The following is a 17,391-nucleotide window of genomic DNA, read 5'->3' as shown; positions in this document are numbered from 1 at the left end:
CCCCTTCCCAGCAGGATCGTCCATGTCCCCAGCCCAGCCCAACATCGCCTCCCATGGCGGTGAGAACACTGCATTCATCGTCCTGATCAGCTGCGTGGCCACCCTGGGTGGATTCCTGTTCGGCTTCGACAGTGGTGTCATCAATGGCACGGTCGATGGCCTGCGCCAGGCTTTCAACTCCAGTGAGGCGGCGCTCGGTTTCGAGGTCGCCTCGATGCTGCTGGGCTGCGCGATCGGTGCCTTCCTGGCCGGCTGGCTGGGAGATCGCCTGGGCCGTCGTGGCGTGCTGATCGCCTCGGCGCTGATGTTCCTGGTTTCGGCGCTGGGTGCCGGTGCCGCACACGCCTCCTGGTTGTTCATTGCCGCACGCGTGCTCGGCGGCTTCGCGGTGGGCGCGGCCAGTGTGATGTCGCCGGCCTACATTGCCGAGGTGGCTTCGGCGCGCTATCGCGGGCGTTTGGCCACGGTGCAGCAGATGGCGATCATCTGCGGCCTGTTCGCCGCCTTCCTCAGCAATTACCTGCTGGCCCGTGCCGCTGGGGCGTCGACCGAGCCGCTATGGCTGGGCCATGAGGCCTGGCGCTGGATGTTCTGGATGCAAGCGCTGCCGTCGGGGCTGTTCCTGCTGTTGTTGCTGGTGATTCCGGAAAGTCCGCGCTTTCTGGTCGTGAAGGGGCGTCAGCAGCAGGCGAGGGCGGTACTGTCGCGGCTGTACGGCGAGGCCGCTGCGGCGGCCAAGCAGGCCGAGATCAAAGCCAGCCTGGCGCAGGACCAGCACAAGCCGCGCTTTGCCGACCTGCGCGACACGGTCAGCGGCAAGCTGCGCCCGATCCTCTGGGTGGGCATCGGCCTGGCCATGTTCCAGCAGCTGGTCGGCATCAACGTGGTGTTCTACTACGGCGCGGTGCTGTGGCAGGCGGTGGGCTTCTCGGAAAGCGATGCGCTGCTGATCAACGTGCTGTCCGGCGCGCTGAGCATCGGCGCCTGTCTGCTGACGGTGCTGTTGATCGACCGCATCGGGCGCAAGCCGCTGCTGTGGATCGGTTCGGTCGGCATGTCGGTGGCGCTGGTGCTGATGGTGGTTGCCTTCGCCAGTGGCAGCCTGGCCGACGGTCGCCTGCAGTTGTCCGACGGCATGGGCCGACTGGCGCTGGTGGCAGCCAACGTCTACGTGGTGTTCTTCAACATGTCCTGGGGCCCGGTGATGTGGGTGATGCTGGGCGAGATGTTCCCCAATCAGATCCGTGGTCCGGCGCTGGCGGTGGCGGGCGCCGCGCAATGGACCTCGAACTTCGCGATCACCGTGACCTTCCCGATGCTGCTGGCCGGCATCGGCCTGGCCGGCGCCTACGGCATCTATACGGTGGCGGCCATCCTCTCGATCTTCTTCGTGGTCCGCTACGTGCGCGAGACCAAGGGCAAGGAGCTGGAGCAGATGGAAGGCTGACGGCGACTGGCTTCGGTTGCATTCCGTTGGCGCCTGCCTGTCCAGAGTGTGAGGGGGCAGGCCGCCCTCTCCAGGACGCGCAAAAGCCCATCCATGGTGCTCGATGGCGCCATCCATGGCGCCAACGGTCCTGGAGAGGGCGGCCCGCCCCCTCCTGACAGTTTCATGGTGCGTGCGGATGCGGCGAAGTGCTGGTCGGTTGTTGCCGCAGCTCGCGGGAAACCGTCCAGAGTCGGTGGGGTCACCCAGGGCAGGACCGTTGGCGCCAAGGATGGCGCCATCGAGCCCCCATGGATGGGTTCACGGCGTGTCCTGCCCTGGGTGACCCCACCGGCTCAAGCCGATTGCAGGCAGGCGCCAAAGCGACCAACCCGACCGCAATCACTGCAATCCCGGAAAACAGAAAAGCCCGCACAAGGCGGGCTTTTTCGGTTCCTGCTGCGGCGACTGGCGCTCCCTAGGGGACTCGAACCCCTGTTTTAGCCTTGAGAGGGCCACGTCCTAACCACTAGACGAAGGGAGCGTAACTGTGTCGCTGCCGAGGCAGGAGCGCTAGTATATGCACCTCGATGCCATTGGGCAATCCCGAAACTTCAACCGGAAGCGCCAACATCATTTCCTCTGCTACATCACCGTTCAGCCTGCGCGTCATCCCGCGCGACCAGCACACGATCTCCCGCAAGGACATCAGCCCGAACGCCCTGCGCGTGCTTTATCGCCTGCGCGATGCCGGCTTCGGCGCCTACCTTGTCGGCGGCGCGGTGCGCGACCTGCTGGTCAATGGCCAACCCAAGGATTTCGACGTGGCCACCGATGCCACGCCCGAACAGGTCAAGCAGCTGTTCCGCAACTGCCGCCTGATCGGTCGTCGGTTCCGCCTCGCCCACGTCGTGTTCGGCCGCGAGATCATCGAAGTCGCCACCTTCCGTGCCAACAGCGATGACGGCAGCGGCGACCGCGAGATGGAAAACGGCATGCTCGTGCGCGACAACGTGTACGGCACCATCGAAGACGACGCCATCCGCCGCGACTTCACCTGCAACGCCCTGTACTACGCCATCGAGGACTTCTCGGTGCGTGATTACACCGGCGGCTTCGAAGACGTCCAGGCGCGCCTGATGAAACTGATCGGCGACCCCGAGCAGCGTTATCGCGAAGACCCGGTGCGCATGCTGCGTGCGGTGCGCCTGGCGGCCAAGCTCGGCTTCCAGATCGAAGAGGGCACCGCCGCGCCGATCCCGCACCTGGCTGGCCTGCTCAACGAAGCCGCACCGGCACGCCTGTTCGAGGAGGTGCTCAAGCTGTTCCTGTCCGGGCACGGCGTGGCCAGCTTCGAAGGCCTTGAGCGTTACGGCCTGCTCGACGTGCTGTTCCCGGAAAGCGCCAAGGCATTGAAGTCCAACCGCACCGGTGCGCTGCGCCGCATGCTGGTCGAGGGCCTGGCCAACACCGATGCGCGCGTGGCCAACGACGAGCCGGTCTCGGCGGCGTTCCTGTTCGCGCTGCTGCTGTGGCCGGCGTTCTGCCGCGCGCAGGCGACCCTGCTCAAGCAGGGCGTGGCACCGGAGGAGGCACAGCGCCGTGCTGCCGACCGTGTGACCGTGCAGCAGCTGAGCACCATCGCATTGCCGCGCCGCTTTTCGCTGCCGATGCAGGAAATCTGGCTGCTGCAGTCGCGCTTCAGTTCGCGCCAGCGCAAGCGCGTGTTCCGTACCCTGACCCACCCGCGCTTCCGCGCCGCGTTCGATTTCCTCAGCCTGCGCCAGGTCGCTTCGTCCGAGCATGCAGTGGATGTCGAGTTCTGGCGCGAAGCACAGGCGCAGTCCGGTCGCGAGCTGGAGTCGTCGCTGGATGCGATGCACAGTGAAGACGGCGATGACGAGAGCGGGGCACCGCGCAAGCGCCGCCGTCGGCGTCGACGTCCCGGTGCTGCTGCGGCGGGCGAGTAAGCGATGACCTTGGCCTGGATCGGCCTCGGCGCCAACCTTGGCGACGCGGCCGCGACCGTGGGCGCGGCGATTGCCGCGCTGGACGGCCTACCAGGAACGCGCCTGCGACAGGCCTCGAGGCTGTACGCCACGCCGGCGTGGGGCAATGAAGACCAGCCGCCGTTCGTCAACGCGGTGGCCTCGGTCGAAACCACATTGCCGGCCGATGAGCTGCTGCAGGCGATGCTGGCGCTGGAGCGGGGCTTTGGCCGCGTGCGCGATCCGGCGGTGCACTGGGGGCCGCGCGCGCTGGACCTGGACCTGCTGCTGTATGGCGCGCAGGTGCTCGACCATCCCGGCCTGCAGGTACCGCATCCCTACATGCACGAGCGTGCCTTCGTGCTGGTGCCGCTGGCCGAAATCGCGCCGGATCTGGCCATTCCCGGCCATGGCCGCGTGCAGGATGCAGTGATGCGGGTGGATGCCTGCGGGATCGCGCCGATAGGGTGATAATGCCCGGGTTATCTCCCCCGGTTATCAGCACATGAGCACCCACGCAGACAGCAAGCCCTGGACCGTTCCCGCCCTGGCCGAGGCCAAGCGCAATGGCCAGAAGCTGGTCATGTTGACCGCCTACGACGCCGGCTTTGCCCGTACCTTCGATGCCAATGGCGTCGACCTGATCCTGATCGGCGATTCGCTGGGCATGGTCGTGCAGGGCCATGATTCGACCCTGCCGGTGACCGTGGCCGACATGGTCTACCACACCCGCGCCGTAGCCCGTGTGCTGCAGCGTGCGCTGCTGGTGGCCGACCTGCCGTTCGGTGCCGATGCCACTCCGGAGCGCGCGCTGGATGCATCGCTGCAGCTGCTGCAGGCCGGTGCCGAGATGGTCAAGATCGAAGGTGCCGGCTTCAAGGTCGACATCATCCGCTACCTGGTCGAGCGTGAGATTCCGGTCTGCTCGCACTTGGGCCTGACCCCGCAGTCGGTGCTGCGCCTGGGTGGCTTCAAGATCCAGGGCCGTGGCGATGCCGCGCGCCAGCTGGTGGAAGATGCCAGGGCCGTGGCCGCTGCCGGCGCCAGCATCATGGTGCTCGAATGCGTGCCGACCCCGGTCGCCGCCGAAGTGACCGCGGCGGTGGATGTTCCGACCATCGGCATCGGTGCCGGCCCGCAGTGCGACGGCCAGGTGCTGGTGCTGCACGATTTCCTCGGCCTGGACAGTGGCCATCGCCGTCCCAAGTTCGTCAAGGATTTCCTTGCCGAAGGCGGTTCGGTGGCCGGTGCCACCCGCGCCTATGCCGACGCCGTGCGCGACGGCAGCTTCCCCGACGAACAGCACGCCTACGCCCAATGATCCAGACCTTCAACGAGCTCGGCGCGCTGCGCGAGCAGATCGCCCAGTGGAAGCGCGAGGGCCTGCGCGTGGCGCTGGTGCCGACCATGGGCAACCTGCATGGTGGCCATCATTCGCTGGTGACCCTGGCCCGCCAGTACGCCGACAAGGTGGTGACGAGTATCTTCGTCAACCCGACCCAGTTCGGGCCGAACGAGGACTTCAGCCGCTACCCGCGCACGCCCGAGGCTGACGTGGCCGGGCTGGAGCAGGCCGGCTGCGATGCGGTGTGGCTGCCCAGCGTCGAGGCGATGTATCCGCTGGGCGTGGACAAGACCACGCAGATGCACGCGCCGGGTGTCAGTGAAGTGCTGGAAGGCGCCAGCCGCCCGGGCCACTTCGACGGCGTGTGCACGGTGGTGGCGCGCCTGTTCCTGCAGGTGCAGCCGGATGTGGCCGTGTTCGGCCGCAAGGATTACCAGCAGCTGGCCGTGATCAGGCAGATGGTGGCCGAGCTGTCGTTCCCGGTCCAGATCGTCGGTGCCGAGATCGTGCGCGACGAGGATGGCCTGGCCAAGAGTTCGCGCAACCAGTACCTCAACGCCGAACAGCGACCGGTTGCGACGACCATTCACCGCACGCTGCTGGGCATGCGCGAAGGCTACGTGGCCGGGCACACGCGGGTGCAGATCGAGGCCGACGCCACGGCGGCGCTGCAGGCGGCCGGTTTCCAGGTCGACTACGCCGTGCTGCGCACGCCCGAGCTGGCCGAGCCGACCTTCGACGGCGGTGGCCGCGTGGCGCTGATCGCCGCGCGCCTGGGCACGACGCGCCTGATTGACAACCTGGAGTTCTGAGCCGCACGCGGCTTGGGGGCGCCCGCAACGGGCGCCTCTGCACTTCCCACGGACGGGAGACCGGAAATGAAAGCCCCCAGCACTGATACCGGCCGCCTCGCCCAGGCCTCGATCCTGGCGGTGCTGGCGGCAGGCATGTTGCCGGCCCAGCTGTTTGGCGGCCTGTTGTTCGCGCTCGAATTCAGGCGTACGCCGATGCCTGCGCTCACCGGTGGTGGGCTGATGTTCGTACTGGCCGTCTGCAATGCCATCGCGGTGTTGCTGCCGATGGCGCTGATCCTGCAGTCTCAGCAGCGCCTGCGCCGGGCCGGCTTCGTGCTGGTCGGCTTCGGGCTGGGCGTGCTGGCCATGGCCACCTGCGCCTGGCCGGGGGAAAACCAGGGGCCCTGGCTGCAGCGCCTGCGCTACGTCGATACCTTCGATGTGATCAGCTATGCCTTGCAGGTGCTGGCCGCGGGAGGCTTCGGGCTGGTCGCCGGGCTGGCCTTCCATACGGTGTTCCGGCTGTCTCTGGAAGGCAGTTCCGGGCACGCAGCGCCGCCGCCGCCGGGGGAGGGCACCTGAACAGCCTTCAGCGTCCTGCTGCAGCCCCCTGACGATGGTCAAGCGGGTGCTAGAATCCGCTCTTTCCTTTGCCGTTGCAGCGCCCCCATGCACCTGTCCCTGCTCAAGACCAAGATCCACCGCGCCACCGTCACCCATTCCGAGCTGAACTACGAAGGCTCGATCGCCATCGATGACAACCTGCTGGCTGCCACCGGCATCCGCGAGTTCGAACAGGTGCACATCTGGGACGTGACCAACGGTGCGCGCTTCTCGACCTATGCCATCCGCGCCGAAGCCGGCAGCGGCGTTGTCTCGCTCAACGGTGGCGCCGCGCGCCACGTGCAGGTCGGCGACATCATCATCATCGCCGCGTTCGCCAGCATGACCGAGCAGGAAGCTGACAGCTTCAAGCCGAAGCTGGTGTACGTTGATGGCAAGAACCAGATCACCCACACCAACGACACGATCCCGACCCAGGCCGCATGACAACGAACAACGGATTCGACTCGCTGCATTCCCATGCCCAGCGCCTGAAGGGCGCAAGCATCCCCAGCCTGCTCGCCGCCGAACCCGGCCGCGTGCAGGATCTGGCGCTGCGGGTCGGTCCGTTGTACGTCAACTTCGCCCGGCAGAGATACGATGCCGCGGCGCTGCAGGCATTGCTGGCTTTGGCCGCCGACCGTGATGTCGGCGGTGCCATCACCCGCCTGTTCCGTGGTGAGCAGGTCAATCTGACCGAAGGTCGCGCCGCACTGCACACCGCACTGCGTGGCGACGTGGTCGATGCGCCGGTGGCGGCCGAGGCCTATGCCACCGCGCGCACGATCCGCCAGCGCATGGGCGTGCTGGTGCGCGCGCTGGAAAACAGTGGCGTGACCGACGTGGTCAGCGTCGGCATCGGCGGTTCCGATCTCGGTCCGCGCCTGGTCGCCGATGCACTGCGCCCGGTCAGCGGTGCGCGACTGCGCGTGCATTTCGTGTCGAACGTGGACGGCGCCGCCATGCAGCGCACGCTGGCTACGCTGGATCCGGCGAAGACCGCCGGCATCCTGATCTCCAAGACCTTCGGCACGCAGGAAACCCTGCTCAACGGCCAGATCCTGCACGACTGGCTGGGTGGCAGCGAGCGTCTGTATGCAGTCAGTGCCAATCCGGAACGTGCCGCCAAGGCCTTCGCGATCGCCGCCGATCGCGTGCTGCCGATGTGGGACTGGGTGGGTGGCCGTTATTCGCTGTGGTCGGCGGTCGGTTTCCCGATCGCGCTGGCGATCGGCTTCGAGCGCTTTGAACAGTTGCTGGAAGGCGCGGCGCAGATGGATGCGCATGCGCTGGATGCACCGCTGGAGCGCAACCTGCCGGTGCTGCACGGCCTGACCGACATCTGGAACCGCAACCTGCTGGGCCATGCCACGCACGCGGTGATGACCTACGACCAGCGCCTGGCGCTGCTGCCGGCCTACCTGCAGCAGCTGGTGATGGAAAGCCTGGGCAAGCGCGTGCAGCGTGACGGCCAACCTGTCACCACCGACACCGTGCCGGTGTGGTGGGGCGGGGCGGGCACCGATGTGCAGCACAGCTTCTTCCAGGCGCTGCACCAGGGCACCAGCATCGTTCCGGCAGATTTCATCGGCTGCGTGCACAACGACGATCCCTACACGATCAATCATCAGGCCCTGCTGGCCAATCTGCTGGCGCAGACTGAAGCACTGGCCAATGGCCAGAGCAGCGACGACCCGCACCGTGATTACCCGGGCGGCCGCCCGAGCACACTGATCCTGCTCGACGCGCTGACCCCGCAGGCGCTGGGCGCACTGATCGCCATGTACGAACACGCTGTGTACGTGCAGTCGGTGATCTGGAACATCAATGCCTTCGACCAGTTCGGTGTCGAGCTTGGCAAGCAGCTGGCCAGTGGCCTGTTGCCGGCGCTGCAGGGTGAGGATGTGGCGATTGCCGATCCGATGACCCGCGAGATCCTGGCGCAGCTGAAGGGCTGACCCGGCCTGCGGATGTGCCGGCGCCGGCCGGCCATCCCATGCCTCTCCGGTTGCCTTCGATCCGGTCGCGCATGAGTGTCTGCGCGGCCACTCATTCCGTCCTGTTTCCGTGCTGCACATGCCGCGCATCCGCGTGCCTGCCGCAGCGCAGCTTGACTGCGCATCGCGTGCCAATGCAGTGTGCACGGGCGGCTGTACCTGTCATCCAGTATCGCTCGCAGCATGAAGTTGATGCCAGGGACTGGCCGTATCCGAAGGGACGTGGAATCGATCCATGTCCTCAACGCCTCATGTTGTGAATGACAGGAGATTGCGAATGGATCTGAATGACGATGTTGTGTCCGGCTGGCTCAATGGCTCGGACGATGTGGATGGGTGCGCCAACCCTGCGGGTTCGCTGTTCATCTACGGTGCGGCAGCCACCGAAGCGGCCCTCACCGGAGCTTCGGACACCATGATCACCGGGGGCACCAACGAGTGCACCACCACGGTATCGGTGATCAACCACTGCCTGTGTTGCTGATGTAACCCGAGCCGGCACGCAGAGGCATGCAGCTGCGTGCCGGCGACTGGAACAGACTTCCCGATACCTTGCAGGGGGCGTAATGACCGCTTCTCCGGCTGCGGCTGCGTTTGCGCGCATCACCGAACATTTCCTTGCCCATGCGCGCGCCGCGTTGGCGACTGGCCTGCATGACCCTGCCATTGCGCTGCAGCCCGATGAGCGCGAACTGCTGCACGCGCAGGGCGACGCGGCGCTGCGTGAGCATGCCCAGCTCAAGGTCAACCGCGTGCTGCTGCTGGAACTGCACGCCGCTGCACGCAGTGGTGACATCGGCCCGCTGGGCAGTGCGGGTGCGCTGGACGAATTCGTTGCCCTGGCCACCAGCGAGGGCTTCCGTACGCATCTGCAGCGACGCTATCCGGTGCTGCTGCCGCGCCTGACGCGCATGCTCGAAGGACAATGTGCGGCGGTGGTGGAGCTCGCTGTGCGCATCGGCAGTGATCGTGCGGCGCTGGCAGGGTTGCTGGGCGCGCCGGCGGGCACGCTGCATGCCGTTGCATTGGGACGGGGTGATCTGCATGGTGGCGGCCGGACTGTGGCACGGCTGCAGTTCGAAGGCGGCACGGTGATGTACAAGCCACGCTCATTGCGCATCGATGCGACGCTCGACGGCCTGTTGTGCACGCTCTTCGGTGACGGCCCTGACCGCGTATGCGTGCCGAAGGTGATTGATCGTGGCAGCCACGGCTGGGCCGCCTTCGCCGCGCACCGCTACTGTGCCGATGACGTTGAACTGCGTGCCTACTATCGCGGTCTTGGCCATTGGCTGGCGATCCTGCGCCTGGTGGGTGGCACCGACATCCATCTGGAGAACCTGATCGCGGTCGGGCCGGTGCCGGTTGTGGTCGACGCCGAAAGCGTGTTCTCCCGGGTAATCGAAATCGAGCCATCAGGACTTGGCGATGCGTACGACACCGCCGTCAAGCTGATGCGCAATTCAGTGCTGCGTACCGGAATCGTGCCGTTCCGTACTACCGGCCTGGGCATGGAAGGCGTGGATCTGTCTGCAGCCGGCGCACTGCCGGGCGAGCAGCCGCGGGTGCAGGTGCCGGTGATTGTCGAGGGCGGGACGGAACCGGCCCGGTTGGGCATGGTCGAGGCCGAGGTCTCCGTTGCGCAGAATCATCCCAGCGCGCAGCCCGATGTGTCGTTGTACTGGGACCACATCAGCGAGGGCTTCATCGACGCCAGTGGGCGCCTGCGCGCGCTCGATGCCAAGGGCGAACTGATGCCACTCCTGGCGGCTTTCGAAGGCTGCCAGGTGCGCGACGTGCGGCGGCCGACAATGGCCTACGCAGAGCTCGGGCGGATGCTCTGGCATCCAGCCTCGCTGCACAACGAAGCCCAGGCGGTTGAACGCGCGATCGATCTGCTGGTGCGCAATGCAGCGGTGTCACCGGCTGCGCCATCGGACCTGGACACCGTCCGTAGCGAAGTGGATGACCTGCGCCACGGTGACATTCCGATCTTCACTTCGCAGCTGGACGCAGCGCGCATCCGCTCCATCGCCGACAACTGGCGTGCGATGCGCATCGACCTGGAAGACGTGACCATCCGCAGCACGCTGGTGGCCACCGACCTGAACCAGCATGCGCTGGCCCGCGCCGAGGCTCGATCCGGCTACAGCTATGCCGCACAGCATCCGCGTGCGGACGACCTGGACGCGCGCCGTCGTACGCTGGCCGCGCGCGCGGTGGAGAGCCTGCTGCGGCTGGCGGTGCATGGTGAGGACGGTTCGATGACCTGGATCACCCCCGAGGTGACCCGTACCGGATGGACCGTCCAGCCGGTGCAGCCCGACCTGTATTTCGGGCTGGGAGGTATTGCATTCGCATTGGCGGCTTACCACCGGGAAGTGGAGCAGGGGCGTGCCGACCCGGTAGCGGGGCTGGGCCCGGCCATCGATGGCGCCCTTGCGGTGTTCCAGACCATGTGTGAGCAGCACCCCGCCGAGATCGATGGTGGATTCGTCGGAACCGGTTCACAGATATGGACATTGCTGGCATTGCACGACCTGTTGCAGCGACCGGCGTTGCTGGTGCTGGCGGAACGTTGTGCGGAAGCCGCAGAGCGTCGCGGCTTCCAGGAGGCGACAAAGTTCGAACTGATTGATGGCGTGTCCGGCATGATCCTGCCGTTGCTGTCGCTGGCCGCGGCTACCGGGAACGCACGCTGGCTGGAGCTGGCGGCCGCAGCGGGGCGTCGCATGCAGGAAGCGGCGATCGTCGATGCCGACGGCGCACGCTGGCCGACGCCACAGTTCCGCGAGCCGATCGGTGGCTTCGGCCACGGTGCGATGGGCATGGGCTGGGCGCTGGCACGGCTGGCGCGTTCGGATGCCGGCAGCGTGCCTGAGCGAGCGGCCTGGCGGCAGTTGGCCGAAGGAGCGTTTGCGTTCCAGGCGGCGCTGTTCGAACCGCATACCGGGCACTGGCGTGACATCCACCTGCAGGATGGGCAGAAGAACTTCCCGACCTGGTGCCATGGCAGCGTTGGTATCGGTCTGGCGGCGGCGGATCTGTATGCCCGCACCGGCGATCCCGCGCAGTTGCGTGACATGCGGCGGGCTGTGGCCGACGCGCGCGGCAAATGGGGGTTCAGCCACACCCTGTGCCACGGCGATGTGTCCACCCGGGAGCTGCTGGTGCTGGCGGCTGCGCTGGATCCGGAGGGATGTCCCTATCCGCAGGATGAGGCGGCCATCGAGATCGTTTCTTCAATCGAGGAGCACCAGGGCATGGTCGGCGGACTGACCCGCGCGGCCTTCACTCCGGGCCTGATGATCGGCCTGGCAGGTGCGATCTATGGTTTCCTGCGCATGCATCCGGCCTGCGCGCTGCCGTCGCCGTTGCTGCAGGAGACGACAGTGGCCCGGGTCGATGCACCGGCATCGCGTTCCAGTACCGCGCAGGACCGAGCGGTGCTGGCCGAGGTCTGAGCCGGACGGGGCCGGCCGCGATCAACGGCTGGGATCGCGTTCCGGGCTCGGTCGCTTGGCCAGCTTGCGCTGCAGCGAACGCCGGTGCATGCCGAGCAGGCGTGCGGCCGCCGATACGTTGCCACCGGTCTCGTGCATCGCCTGCTGGATGTGTTCCCACTGCAGGCGGCTGATCGGCGTCATCGCGTCCGGCACTTCCATTTCGCCATCGTCGGCCGGGCCGTCATCTTCCTCGCCGAGGGCGCGCAGGATCATCGGCACCGTGGCCGGCTTAGGCAGGTAGTCGTCGGCGCCGAGCTTGATCGCCTCCACGGCGGTGGCGATGCTGGCGTAGCCGGTCACCAGCAGGATGCGCATGTCCGCGCGCAGCGCGCGCAGTGGTTGGATCAGTGCCAGGCCGGAATCGCTGCCCAGCTTCAGGTCGATCAGCGCGAACGCCGGCGGATGCTGGCGGGCCAGTGCCAGTGCACTGGCGGCGTCCTGCGCGGTCTGGGTTTCCAGCCCCTTGCGGGCCAGGCTGCGCTGCAGGGTACGCAGGTACAGCTCGTCGTCGTCGACCAGCAGGCCCAGGGTGGAGTGGTGAAGGCTCATGGGGTGTCCTCGCGTGGGGCCAGCGGCAGGCGGAAGCCGACGCGGCTGCCGGCCCCCTGGGCCGGGCGCATCCACATCTCGCCGTCGAGGCGTTCGATGGTGGCATGGGACAGGGCCAGGCCGACGCCCATGCCCTCGCTTTTGCTGCTGCCGAACAGCTTGCCCGGCAGCACCGCGGCGCGGGCGTCGAAGCCGTGGCCGTAGTCGCGGACTTCGCCGATCAGGTCGTCGCCTTCGATGCGAAGGTCCAGGTCCACGCGCGGCCGGCCGGCCTGTTCGCCGGCATCAGCGGCATTGTTGAGCAGGACCATCAGCAGATGGCCCACGCCCGGGTCGAGTGGCAGCCGCAGCGGCGCATCGTCGTTGCGGTGCAGGTCGATGGTCGGCCGCACCAGGCGCCACTGTTCCAGTACCTGCTGCGCGCTGGAGTGGCTGCGCCCCGGTGCATCGGCCGAGGCCGGTGCGGCCAGCGCCAGCACGCGCTCACGGCACTGCACCAGCAGCTCGCGCAGGGTTTCCATGTCTTCGCGGACTTCGGGCTCTTCGCTGCGCTCGGCGACGTCATCGGCGAGCAGGGTCATGGTCGCCAGCGGCGTGTTCAGTTCATGTGCCACCGAGGCGGCATGGGTGGCCAGGGCGACGATGCCTTCGTTGCGGGCGAAGCGCTCGCGCAGCGCCGACAGTTCCAGTTCGCGCTGGCGCAGCGCCAGTGCCAGGCGGGTGGAGAAGGCCAGCACCACTGCGGCGGAAATCAGGAAATTGGCGACCACGCCCCAGCGGTTGAGATCCTGCGCACGGAAATAGCCATCCGGCAGCGACTGGCCGAAGATGCCGCTGGCGGCGTAGCCGAGCAGGCAGGCCAGCGCGACCGCCAGCGCCCAGCGCAGGGGCAGGGCGAAGGCGGCCAGTGCGATCAGGATCAGGAACAGTGAACTGAACGGGTTGGCCATGCCACCGCTCCAGCCCACCATCCAGGTCAGGATGATCACATCCACCAGGATGTGGCCGAATGCGGTCAGCGGCGCGGTGTCGGCCGCTTCCGGGCGCAGCTGGGTATAGACGTTGAACAGGGTCAGCACGGCCACGCCGGCCCACAGCGGCAGCTGCGGCAACGGCAGGCCCAGCACCCAGGTGGCGACCAGGATGGTGGCGGCCTGGCCACCTACGGCAAGCCAGCGCAGGCTGCACAGGGTTCGGAGAAACGGGGCGTCGGGACCGGTCATTCACGCTCATCCTATGCGTTCACGCGTGACCGTGCCTGCGACAATCGGCCGCAGCCGTGCCGCCGGCTGAATGCGAGTCACCCGGAATGCGGGAGCGGGCGGTAGAATGCGCCCATGCACGACGCCGTCACCCGCCCGACTCCCCCCTCCGATGCCACCTCCTGGCCCCGCCGCCAGACCCATGCCGTGCAGATCGGCGGGGTCACCGTAGGTGGAGGCAAGCCGGTGGTGGTGCAGTCGATGACCAACACCGACACGTCTGACGTGGCCTCCAGCGTGAAGCAGGTGGCCGAGCTGTGGCGTGCCGGTTCGGAAATGGTGCGTTTGACCGTCAACACCGTTGAAGCCGCTGCGGCGATCCCGCGCATCGTCGACAAGCTGGCGATGATGGGCATCGACGTGCCGCTGATCGGTGACTTCCATTACAACGGCCACCAGTTGCTGACCGCCGAACCGGCGTGTGCCGAAGCGCTGGCCAAGTACCGCATCAACCCAGGCAACGTCGGCTTCGGCAAGAAAAAGGACCTGCAGTTCGCCCAGCTGATCGAGTTCGCGATCCGCTACAACAAGCCGGTGCGCATCGGCGCCAACTGGGGCTCGCTGGACCAGGCCCTGGCGGCGAAGCTGATGGACGAGAACAACCTGCGCGAACAGCCCTGGGACGCCGGTCGCGTGCTGCGCGAGGCGCTGATCCGCTCGGCGCTGGATTCGGCCGAGCAGGCAGTGGAACTCGGCCTGCCGCGCGGCCGCATCGTGCTGTCGGCCAAGGTCAGCGGCGTGCAGGAACTGATCGCGGTGTATCGCGACCTGGCCCAGCGCTCGGACTTCGCCCTGCACCTGGGCCTGACCGAGGCCGGCATCGGCAGCAAGGGCATCGTCGCCTCGTCCGCGGCGCTGAGCGTGCTGCTGCAGGAAGGCATCGGAGACACCATCCGCATCTCGCTGACCCCGGAACCGGGCCAGTCGCGCACGCAGGAAGTGATCGTCGCCCAGGAACTGCTGCAGACCACCGGCCAGCGTGCCTTCACGCCGCTGGTCACGGCCTGCCCGGGCTGCGGCCGCACCACCTCCGAGTTCTTCCAGGAGCTGGCCAAGGTGGTGCAGAACCACGTGCGCGAGAAGATGCCGCTGTGGAAGATCCACCACCCGGGGGCGGAGAACATGACCCTGGCGGTGATGGGCTGCATCGTCAACGGGCCGGGTGAGTCGCGCCATGCCAACATCGGCATCTCGCTGCCGGGCACGGGTGAAACGCCTGCAGCGCCGGTGTTCGTCGATGGCGAGAAGAAGGTGACCCTGCGTGGCGACAACATCGCCCAGGAGTTCGTCGCCCTGATCGACGATTACGTCGAACACACGTATGTCCGAAGCGCCGGATAAGCCTGCGATCCTCGCTGCACCGGAGTCCGCCTCCGGCTTCCGCCACTGGATGGCGCGCAACGCCTGGCGCCTGGTCCTGCTGTTCGGCGGTGTGTTGCTGCCGCTGGCCGGCTTCGTCGCCCTGGCTGACGAGGTGCACGAGTTTGAATCGTTCCATTTCGACGCGCCGCTGCTGTGGCAGATGCATGGCCTGCATTCGCCGCTGCTGGACCGCTTCTTCGTGCTCATCTCCAAACTGGGCTACGAATGGTTCCTGATCCCGGCCGACGTGCTGATCATCGGCGCGCTCCTGGGCTACCGGCGTTGGCGCGAGGCCACCTTCGTGGCGGTCAGCTTCGTCGGCTCGGCGCTGCTGAACATGGGCAGCAAGCACTTCTTCCAGCGCCAGCGCCCCAGCCTGTGGGAATCGATCGCGCCGGAATCGACGTTCAGCTTCCCCAGCGGCCACGCGATGGGCTCGATGACCCTGGCGGTGACCCTGGTACTGCTGGCCTGGAACACCCGCTGGCGCTGGCCGGTGCTGCTGCTGGCGCCGGCATTCAGCCTGCTGGTCAGCGTGTCCCGGGTCTATCTGGGGGTGCATTACCCCTCCGATATCCTGGCCGGATGGTGTGCCGCGCTGGTTTGGGTGGTAGGGTGCTATCTGGTCATGTTCAGTCGCCGGCACCCTTGGCGACGTCACGGCCCGCCGCCAGCGAAGGCCAGCGAAGCATCATCACAGGGGGATTGACGTGGATGGCCCTTGAGGGACGTCTACGTGATAGATCAGTTGTTTCGTTGCAGCAGGTTCTGCAAGACAGGGGGCAAGCACAACGCGCGGTACTGTGATGCGCAGGGCAGATTGCCGGGGTCGCATTCCGAACGCGCTTGCAGGGGTATCGGCACCCCACCTAGCTTGACCTGCAATGGCCGCATTCGAAGAGGTACGTGAATGACGATTCGAGTCTACCTGGTGGATGACCACGCACTGGTCCGCACCGGTATGAAGATGATTCTGTCGGGGGAAACCGACATCGAGGTGGTGGGCGAAGCCGAGACCGGCGAGGACGCGCTGCGCGAGGTCCGCCAGCTGCTGCCGGACGTAGTGCTGTGCGACCTGCATCTGCCGGGTGTGAGCGGCATGGAAGTGACTGAGCGCATCGTCCGCAGCCACCGCAATACCCGCGTGGTGATCGTGTCGGTGCTGGAAGATGGCCCGCTGCCGAAGCGGCTGCTCGAGGCTGGCGCCGCCGGTTACATCGGCAAGGGCTGCGATGCGCAGGAACTGCTGCGCGCGGTGCGCGACGTGGCCGGTGGCCGTCGCTACCTGGGTACCAGCATCGCGCAGAACCTGGCGCTATCGACGGTGGAAGGCAACGGTTCGCCGTTCGACAGCCTGTCGCCGCGCGAGCTGGAAGTGGCGTTGCTGCTGACCCAGGGCCTGCGCCAGGAAGACATCGCCCGCCGTCTGAGCCTGAGCGCGAAGACGGTGAACACGCATAAGGCGCGGTTGTTCGAGAAGATGGGGATCCACGACAACATCGCGTTGGCGCGGATGGCCAGCCAATACGGGCTGGTGGATCCGGCACGGCCGCTGTAAGGGATTCGGCCAACGGCTGAGCCCCTCGCGGTGGTGGTTCGGTTGGATTCTGGGGGATGACCGGGCGGATGGGTTGAGCAGGGGACGCTGCAAGTACGTCCCTGTAAGCTCGGTCGCCGCATCCATGCGGCTCACGCCCCTGCACAACCCATCCGCCCGGCCACGGACAGTTTCCGTGCGCGTCCACCGCGGAATGAAGAAGGAAGAGCGGGAGCGGGTCGCGCGCTTTGCGCGCTCGTAGCTTGGAGTCGGATCCCTTTCCCGACGGGAAAGGGCTCTGACCCCGATCCTCTTGTCAGTGGCCGCGAACGCGCTGGATGATCTTCGCGGCGTCAGCGGCGCTGGCGCGCACCTTGTCCCATTCGCCGCCGGCGATCCAGTTGCCCGGCACCATCCACGAACCACCAATGCAGACCACGTTCTTCTGTTCGAGGTACTCGGCGGCGGTGTTTTCGGTGATGCCGCCGGTCGGGCACAGCTTCAGGTCGGCGACCGGGCCGGCCAGGCCCTTGATCATCGCCAGGCCACCCACGGCCGTGGCCGGGAACAGCTTGCACACGCGGAAGCCGCGCGCATAGAGCGACAGAAGCTCGGTCGGCGTGGCCGCACCCGGCACCACCGGTAGCGGCGCAGCGGCCAATGCATCGGCCAGCGCCGGCGGCGTACCAGGCGTCACCAGGAAGTCCGCGCCCGCATCGATCGACTGCTGCATCTGATCCACGGTCAGCACCGTGCCCGCGCCCACCACCACATCCGGCAGCTCGCGCTTGAGCATCGCCAGCGCTTCCATCGCCACCGGTGTCCGCAGCGTCAGCTCGATGGCCGGCAGGCCACCTTCCAGCAGCGCCGCACTGACCGCCCGCGCCTGGTCCAGCGTATGAATCGTCACCACCGGCAGGATGCCCGCCGCATGCAACAGCTCCGCCGCCTTCACCTGATGTTGTTCGATACCCATGCTTTTGCCCTTGCCTTTGCTCTTCTTGATTCAGTGGCCGCAGCGC

Annotated in this window: 16 protein-coding genes and 1 tRNA gene; 13 read left to right on the top strand and 4 right to left on the bottom strand. The window is 67.0% G+C overall.

Translation table 11 applies throughout. The annotated features are described in order from the left end of the window. Window positions 1-22 precede the first annotated feature (22 nt). Window positions 23-1,447: a sugar porter family MFS transporter gene (locus tag AC5P6E_RS08430; protein ID WP_019338319.1), complete on the top strand. Its 1,425-nt coding sequence runs from the start codon at window positions 23-25 to the stop codon at window positions 1,445-1,447. 448 nt (window positions 1,448-1,895) lie between these two features. Here AC5P6E_RS08430 and AC5P6E_RS08425 read toward each other — a convergent pair. Beyond that, window positions 1,896-1,970 (bottom strand) — tRNA-Glu (locus AC5P6E_RS08425). A gap of 52 nt (window positions 1,971-2,022) precedes the next feature. Here AC5P6E_RS08425 and pcnB point away from each other — a divergent pair. The 9 genes from pcnB to AC5P6E_RS08380 all read left to right on the top strand — a co-directional run bounded on the left by pcnB (window position 2,023) and on the right by AC5P6E_RS08380 (window position 11,617). Further along, entirely contained in the window at window positions 2,023-3,396 is a 1,374-nt protein-coding gene (pcnB, locus tag AC5P6E_RS08420) for a polynucleotide adenylyltransferase PcnB (RefSeq protein ID WP_495230843.1), read from the top strand. A 3-nt stretch (window positions 3,397-3,399) separates the two neighbouring features. Beyond that, window positions 3,400-3,885 carry a 2-amino-4-hydroxy-6-hydroxymethyldihydropteridine diphosphokinase gene (gene folK, locus AC5P6E_RS08415; RefSeq protein WP_019338321.1) on the top strand — a complete coding sequence of 162 codons (486 nt, stop codon included), beginning with the start codon at window positions 3,400-3,402 and terminating at the stop codon, window positions 3,883-3,885. A 34-nt stretch (window positions 3,886-3,919) separates the two neighbouring features. Further along, window positions 3,920-4,735, top strand: coding sequence for a 3-methyl-2-oxobutanoate hydroxymethyltransferase (gene panB, locus AC5P6E_RS08410; RefSeq protein ID WP_019338322.1), 816 nt, complete (start codon window positions 3,920-3,922; stop codon window positions 4,733-4,735). Continuing rightward, complete coding sequence (gene panC, locus AC5P6E_RS08405) at window positions 4,732-5,571, top strand: pantoate--beta-alanine ligase (RefSeq protein ID WP_010484306.1); 840 nt, start codon at window positions 4,732-4,734, stop codon at window positions 5,569-5,571. Before panB ends, panC begins: the two co-directional genes overlap by 4 nt. A 66-nt stretch (window positions 5,572-5,637) precedes the next feature. Then, the gene (locus tag AC5P6E_RS08400; RefSeq protein WP_019338323.1) at window positions 5,638-6,135 is read left to right on the top strand and encodes a hypothetical protein; all 498 of its coding nucleotides are present in this window, start codon (window positions 5,638-5,640) and stop codon (window positions 6,133-6,135) included. Between the two features lie 87 nt (window positions 6,136-6,222). Then, entirely contained in the window at window positions 6,223-6,603 is a 381-nt protein-coding gene (gene panD, locus AC5P6E_RS08395) for an aspartate 1-decarboxylase (protein WP_005409061.1), read from the top strand. Beyond that, window positions 6,600-8,114 carry a glucose-6-phosphate isomerase gene (gene pgi / locus AC5P6E_RS08390; protein WP_019338324.1) on the top strand — a complete coding sequence of 505 codons (1,515 nt, stop codon included), beginning with the start codon at window positions 6,600-6,602 and terminating at the stop codon, window positions 8,112-8,114. The genes panD and pgi overlap by 4 nt, the downstream gene beginning before the upstream one ends. Before the next feature lie 316 nt (window positions 8,115-8,430). Continuing rightward, complete coding sequence (locus AC5P6E_RS08385; RefSeq protein WP_010484314.1) at window positions 8,431-8,637, top strand: DUF6229 family protein; 207 nt, start codon at window positions 8,431-8,433, stop codon at window positions 8,635-8,637. 82 nt (window positions 8,638-8,719) lie between these two features. Next, window positions 8,720-11,617, top strand: coding sequence for a type 2 lanthipeptide synthetase LanM family protein (locus tag AC5P6E_RS08380; protein WP_495230842.1), 2,898 nt, complete (start codon window positions 8,720-8,722; stop codon window positions 11,615-11,617). Window positions 11,618-11,638: 21 nt separating this feature from the next. On the opposite strand, the gene AC5P6E_RS08375 is transcribed toward AC5P6E_RS08380, so the two are convergent. Then, window positions 11,639-12,208, bottom strand: a complete 570-nt coding sequence (locus AC5P6E_RS08375; RefSeq protein ID WP_012510702.1) for a response regulator transcription factor — start codon at window positions 12,206-12,208, stop codon at window positions 11,639-11,641. Next, entirely contained in the window at window positions 12,205-13,431 is a 1,227-nt protein-coding gene (locus tag AC5P6E_RS08370) for an ATP-binding protein (protein WP_019338326.1), read from the bottom strand. Before AC5P6E_RS08370 ends, AC5P6E_RS08375 begins: the two co-directional genes overlap by 4 nt. Before the next feature lie 114 nt (window positions 13,432-13,545). Between AC5P6E_RS08370 and ispG the strand changes: the two genes are divergently transcribed. The 3 genes from ispG (at window position 13,546) to AC5P6E_RS08355 (ending at window position 16,390) form a co-directional block, all read left to right on the top strand. Further along, the gene (ispG, locus tag AC5P6E_RS08365; protein ID WP_495230841.1) at window positions 13,546-14,811 is read left to right on the top strand and encodes a flavodoxin-dependent (E)-4-hydroxy-3-methylbut-2-enyl-diphosphate synthase; all 1,266 of its coding nucleotides are present in this window, start codon (window positions 13,546-13,548) and stop codon (window positions 14,809-14,811) included. Next, window positions 14,792-15,541 (top strand): phosphatase PAP2 family protein, encoded by a 750-nt coding sequence (locus AC5P6E_RS08360; protein ID WP_010484323.1) that lies wholly within the window; start codon window positions 14,792-14,794, stop codon window positions 15,539-15,541. Before ispG ends, AC5P6E_RS08360 begins: the two co-directional genes overlap by 20 nt. Window positions 15,542-15,742: 201 nt before the next feature. After that, window positions 15,743-16,390: a response regulator gene (locus AC5P6E_RS08355; protein ID WP_004153112.1), complete on the top strand. Its 648-nt coding sequence runs from the start codon at window positions 15,743-15,745 to the stop codon at window positions 16,388-16,390. Between the two features lie 295 nt (window positions 16,391-16,685). On the opposite strand, the gene eda is transcribed toward AC5P6E_RS08355, so the two are convergent. Next, window positions 16,686-17,345, bottom strand: a complete 660-nt coding sequence (eda, locus tag AC5P6E_RS08350; protein ID WP_010484325.1) for a bifunctional 4-hydroxy-2-oxoglutarate aldolase/2-dehydro-3-deoxy-phosphogluconate aldolase — start codon at window positions 17,343-17,345, stop codon at window positions 16,686-16,688. Window positions 17,346-17,391: the final 46 nt, after the last annotated feature.

This window comes from Stenotrophomonas sp. YJH_SMC_16 (assembly GCF_059367875.1).
Note: the sequence above shows the minus strand (reverse complement) of the source record. Positions and strands in the feature narration are given on the sequence as shown.

What these genes read in the sequence shown, in the direction of transcription:
- AC5P6E_RS08430 (WP_019338319.1), top strand. Translation starts at nt 23, where the DNA reads ATGTCCCCAGCCCAGCCCAACATCGCCTCCCATGGCGGTGAGAACACT.
- folK (WP_019338321.1), top strand. Translation starts at nt 3,400, where the DNA reads ATGACCTTGGCCTGGATCGGCCTCGGCGCCAACCTTGGCGACGCGGCC.
- panB (WP_019338322.1), top strand. Translation starts at nt 3,920, where the DNA reads ATGAGCACCCACGCAGACAGCAAGCCCTGGACCGTTCCCGCCCTGGCC.
- panC (WP_010484306.1), top strand. Translation starts at nt 4,732, where the DNA reads ATGATCCAGACCTTCAACGAGCTCGGCGCGCTGCGCGAGCAGATCGCC.
- AC5P6E_RS08400 (WP_019338323.1), top strand. Translation starts at nt 5,638, where the DNA reads ATGAAAGCCCCCAGCACTGATACCGGCCGCCTCGCCCAGGCCTCGATC.
- panD (WP_005409061.1), top strand. Translation starts at nt 6,223, where the DNA reads ATGCACCTGTCCCTGCTCAAGACCAAGATCCACCGCGCCACCGTCACC.
- pgi (WP_019338324.1), top strand. Translation starts at nt 6,600, where the DNA reads ATGACAACGAACAACGGATTCGACTCGCTGCATTCCCATGCCCAGCGC.
- AC5P6E_RS08385 (WP_010484314.1), top strand. Translation starts at nt 8,431, where the DNA reads ATGGATCTGAATGACGATGTTGTGTCCGGCTGGCTCAATGGCTCGGAC.
- AC5P6E_RS08380 (WP_495230842.1), top strand. Translation starts at nt 8,720, where the DNA reads ATGACCGCTTCTCCGGCTGCGGCTGCGTTTGCGCGCATCACCGAACAT.
- AC5P6E_RS08375 (WP_012510702.1), bottom strand. Translation starts at nt 12,208, where the DNA reads ATGAGCCTTCACCACTCCACCCTGGGCCTGCTGGTCGACGACGACGAG.
- AC5P6E_RS08370 (WP_019338326.1), bottom strand. Translation starts at nt 13,431, where the DNA reads ATGACCGGTCCCGACGCCCCGTTTCTCCGAACCCTGTGCAGCCTGCGC.
- ispG (WP_495230841.1), top strand. Translation starts at nt 13,546, where the DNA reads ATGCACGACGCCGTCACCCGCCCGACTCCCCCCTCCGATGCCACCTCC.
- AC5P6E_RS08360 (WP_010484323.1), top strand. Translation starts at nt 14,792, where the DNA reads ATGTCCGAAGCGCCGGATAAGCCTGCGATCCTCGCTGCACCGGAGTCC.
- AC5P6E_RS08355 (WP_004153112.1), top strand. Translation starts at nt 15,743, where the DNA reads ATGACGATTCGAGTCTACCTGGTGGATGACCACGCACTGGTCCGCACC.
- eda (WP_010484325.1), bottom strand. Translation starts at nt 17,345, where the DNA reads ATGGGTATCGAACAACATCAGGTGAAGGCGGCGGAGCTGTTGCATGCG.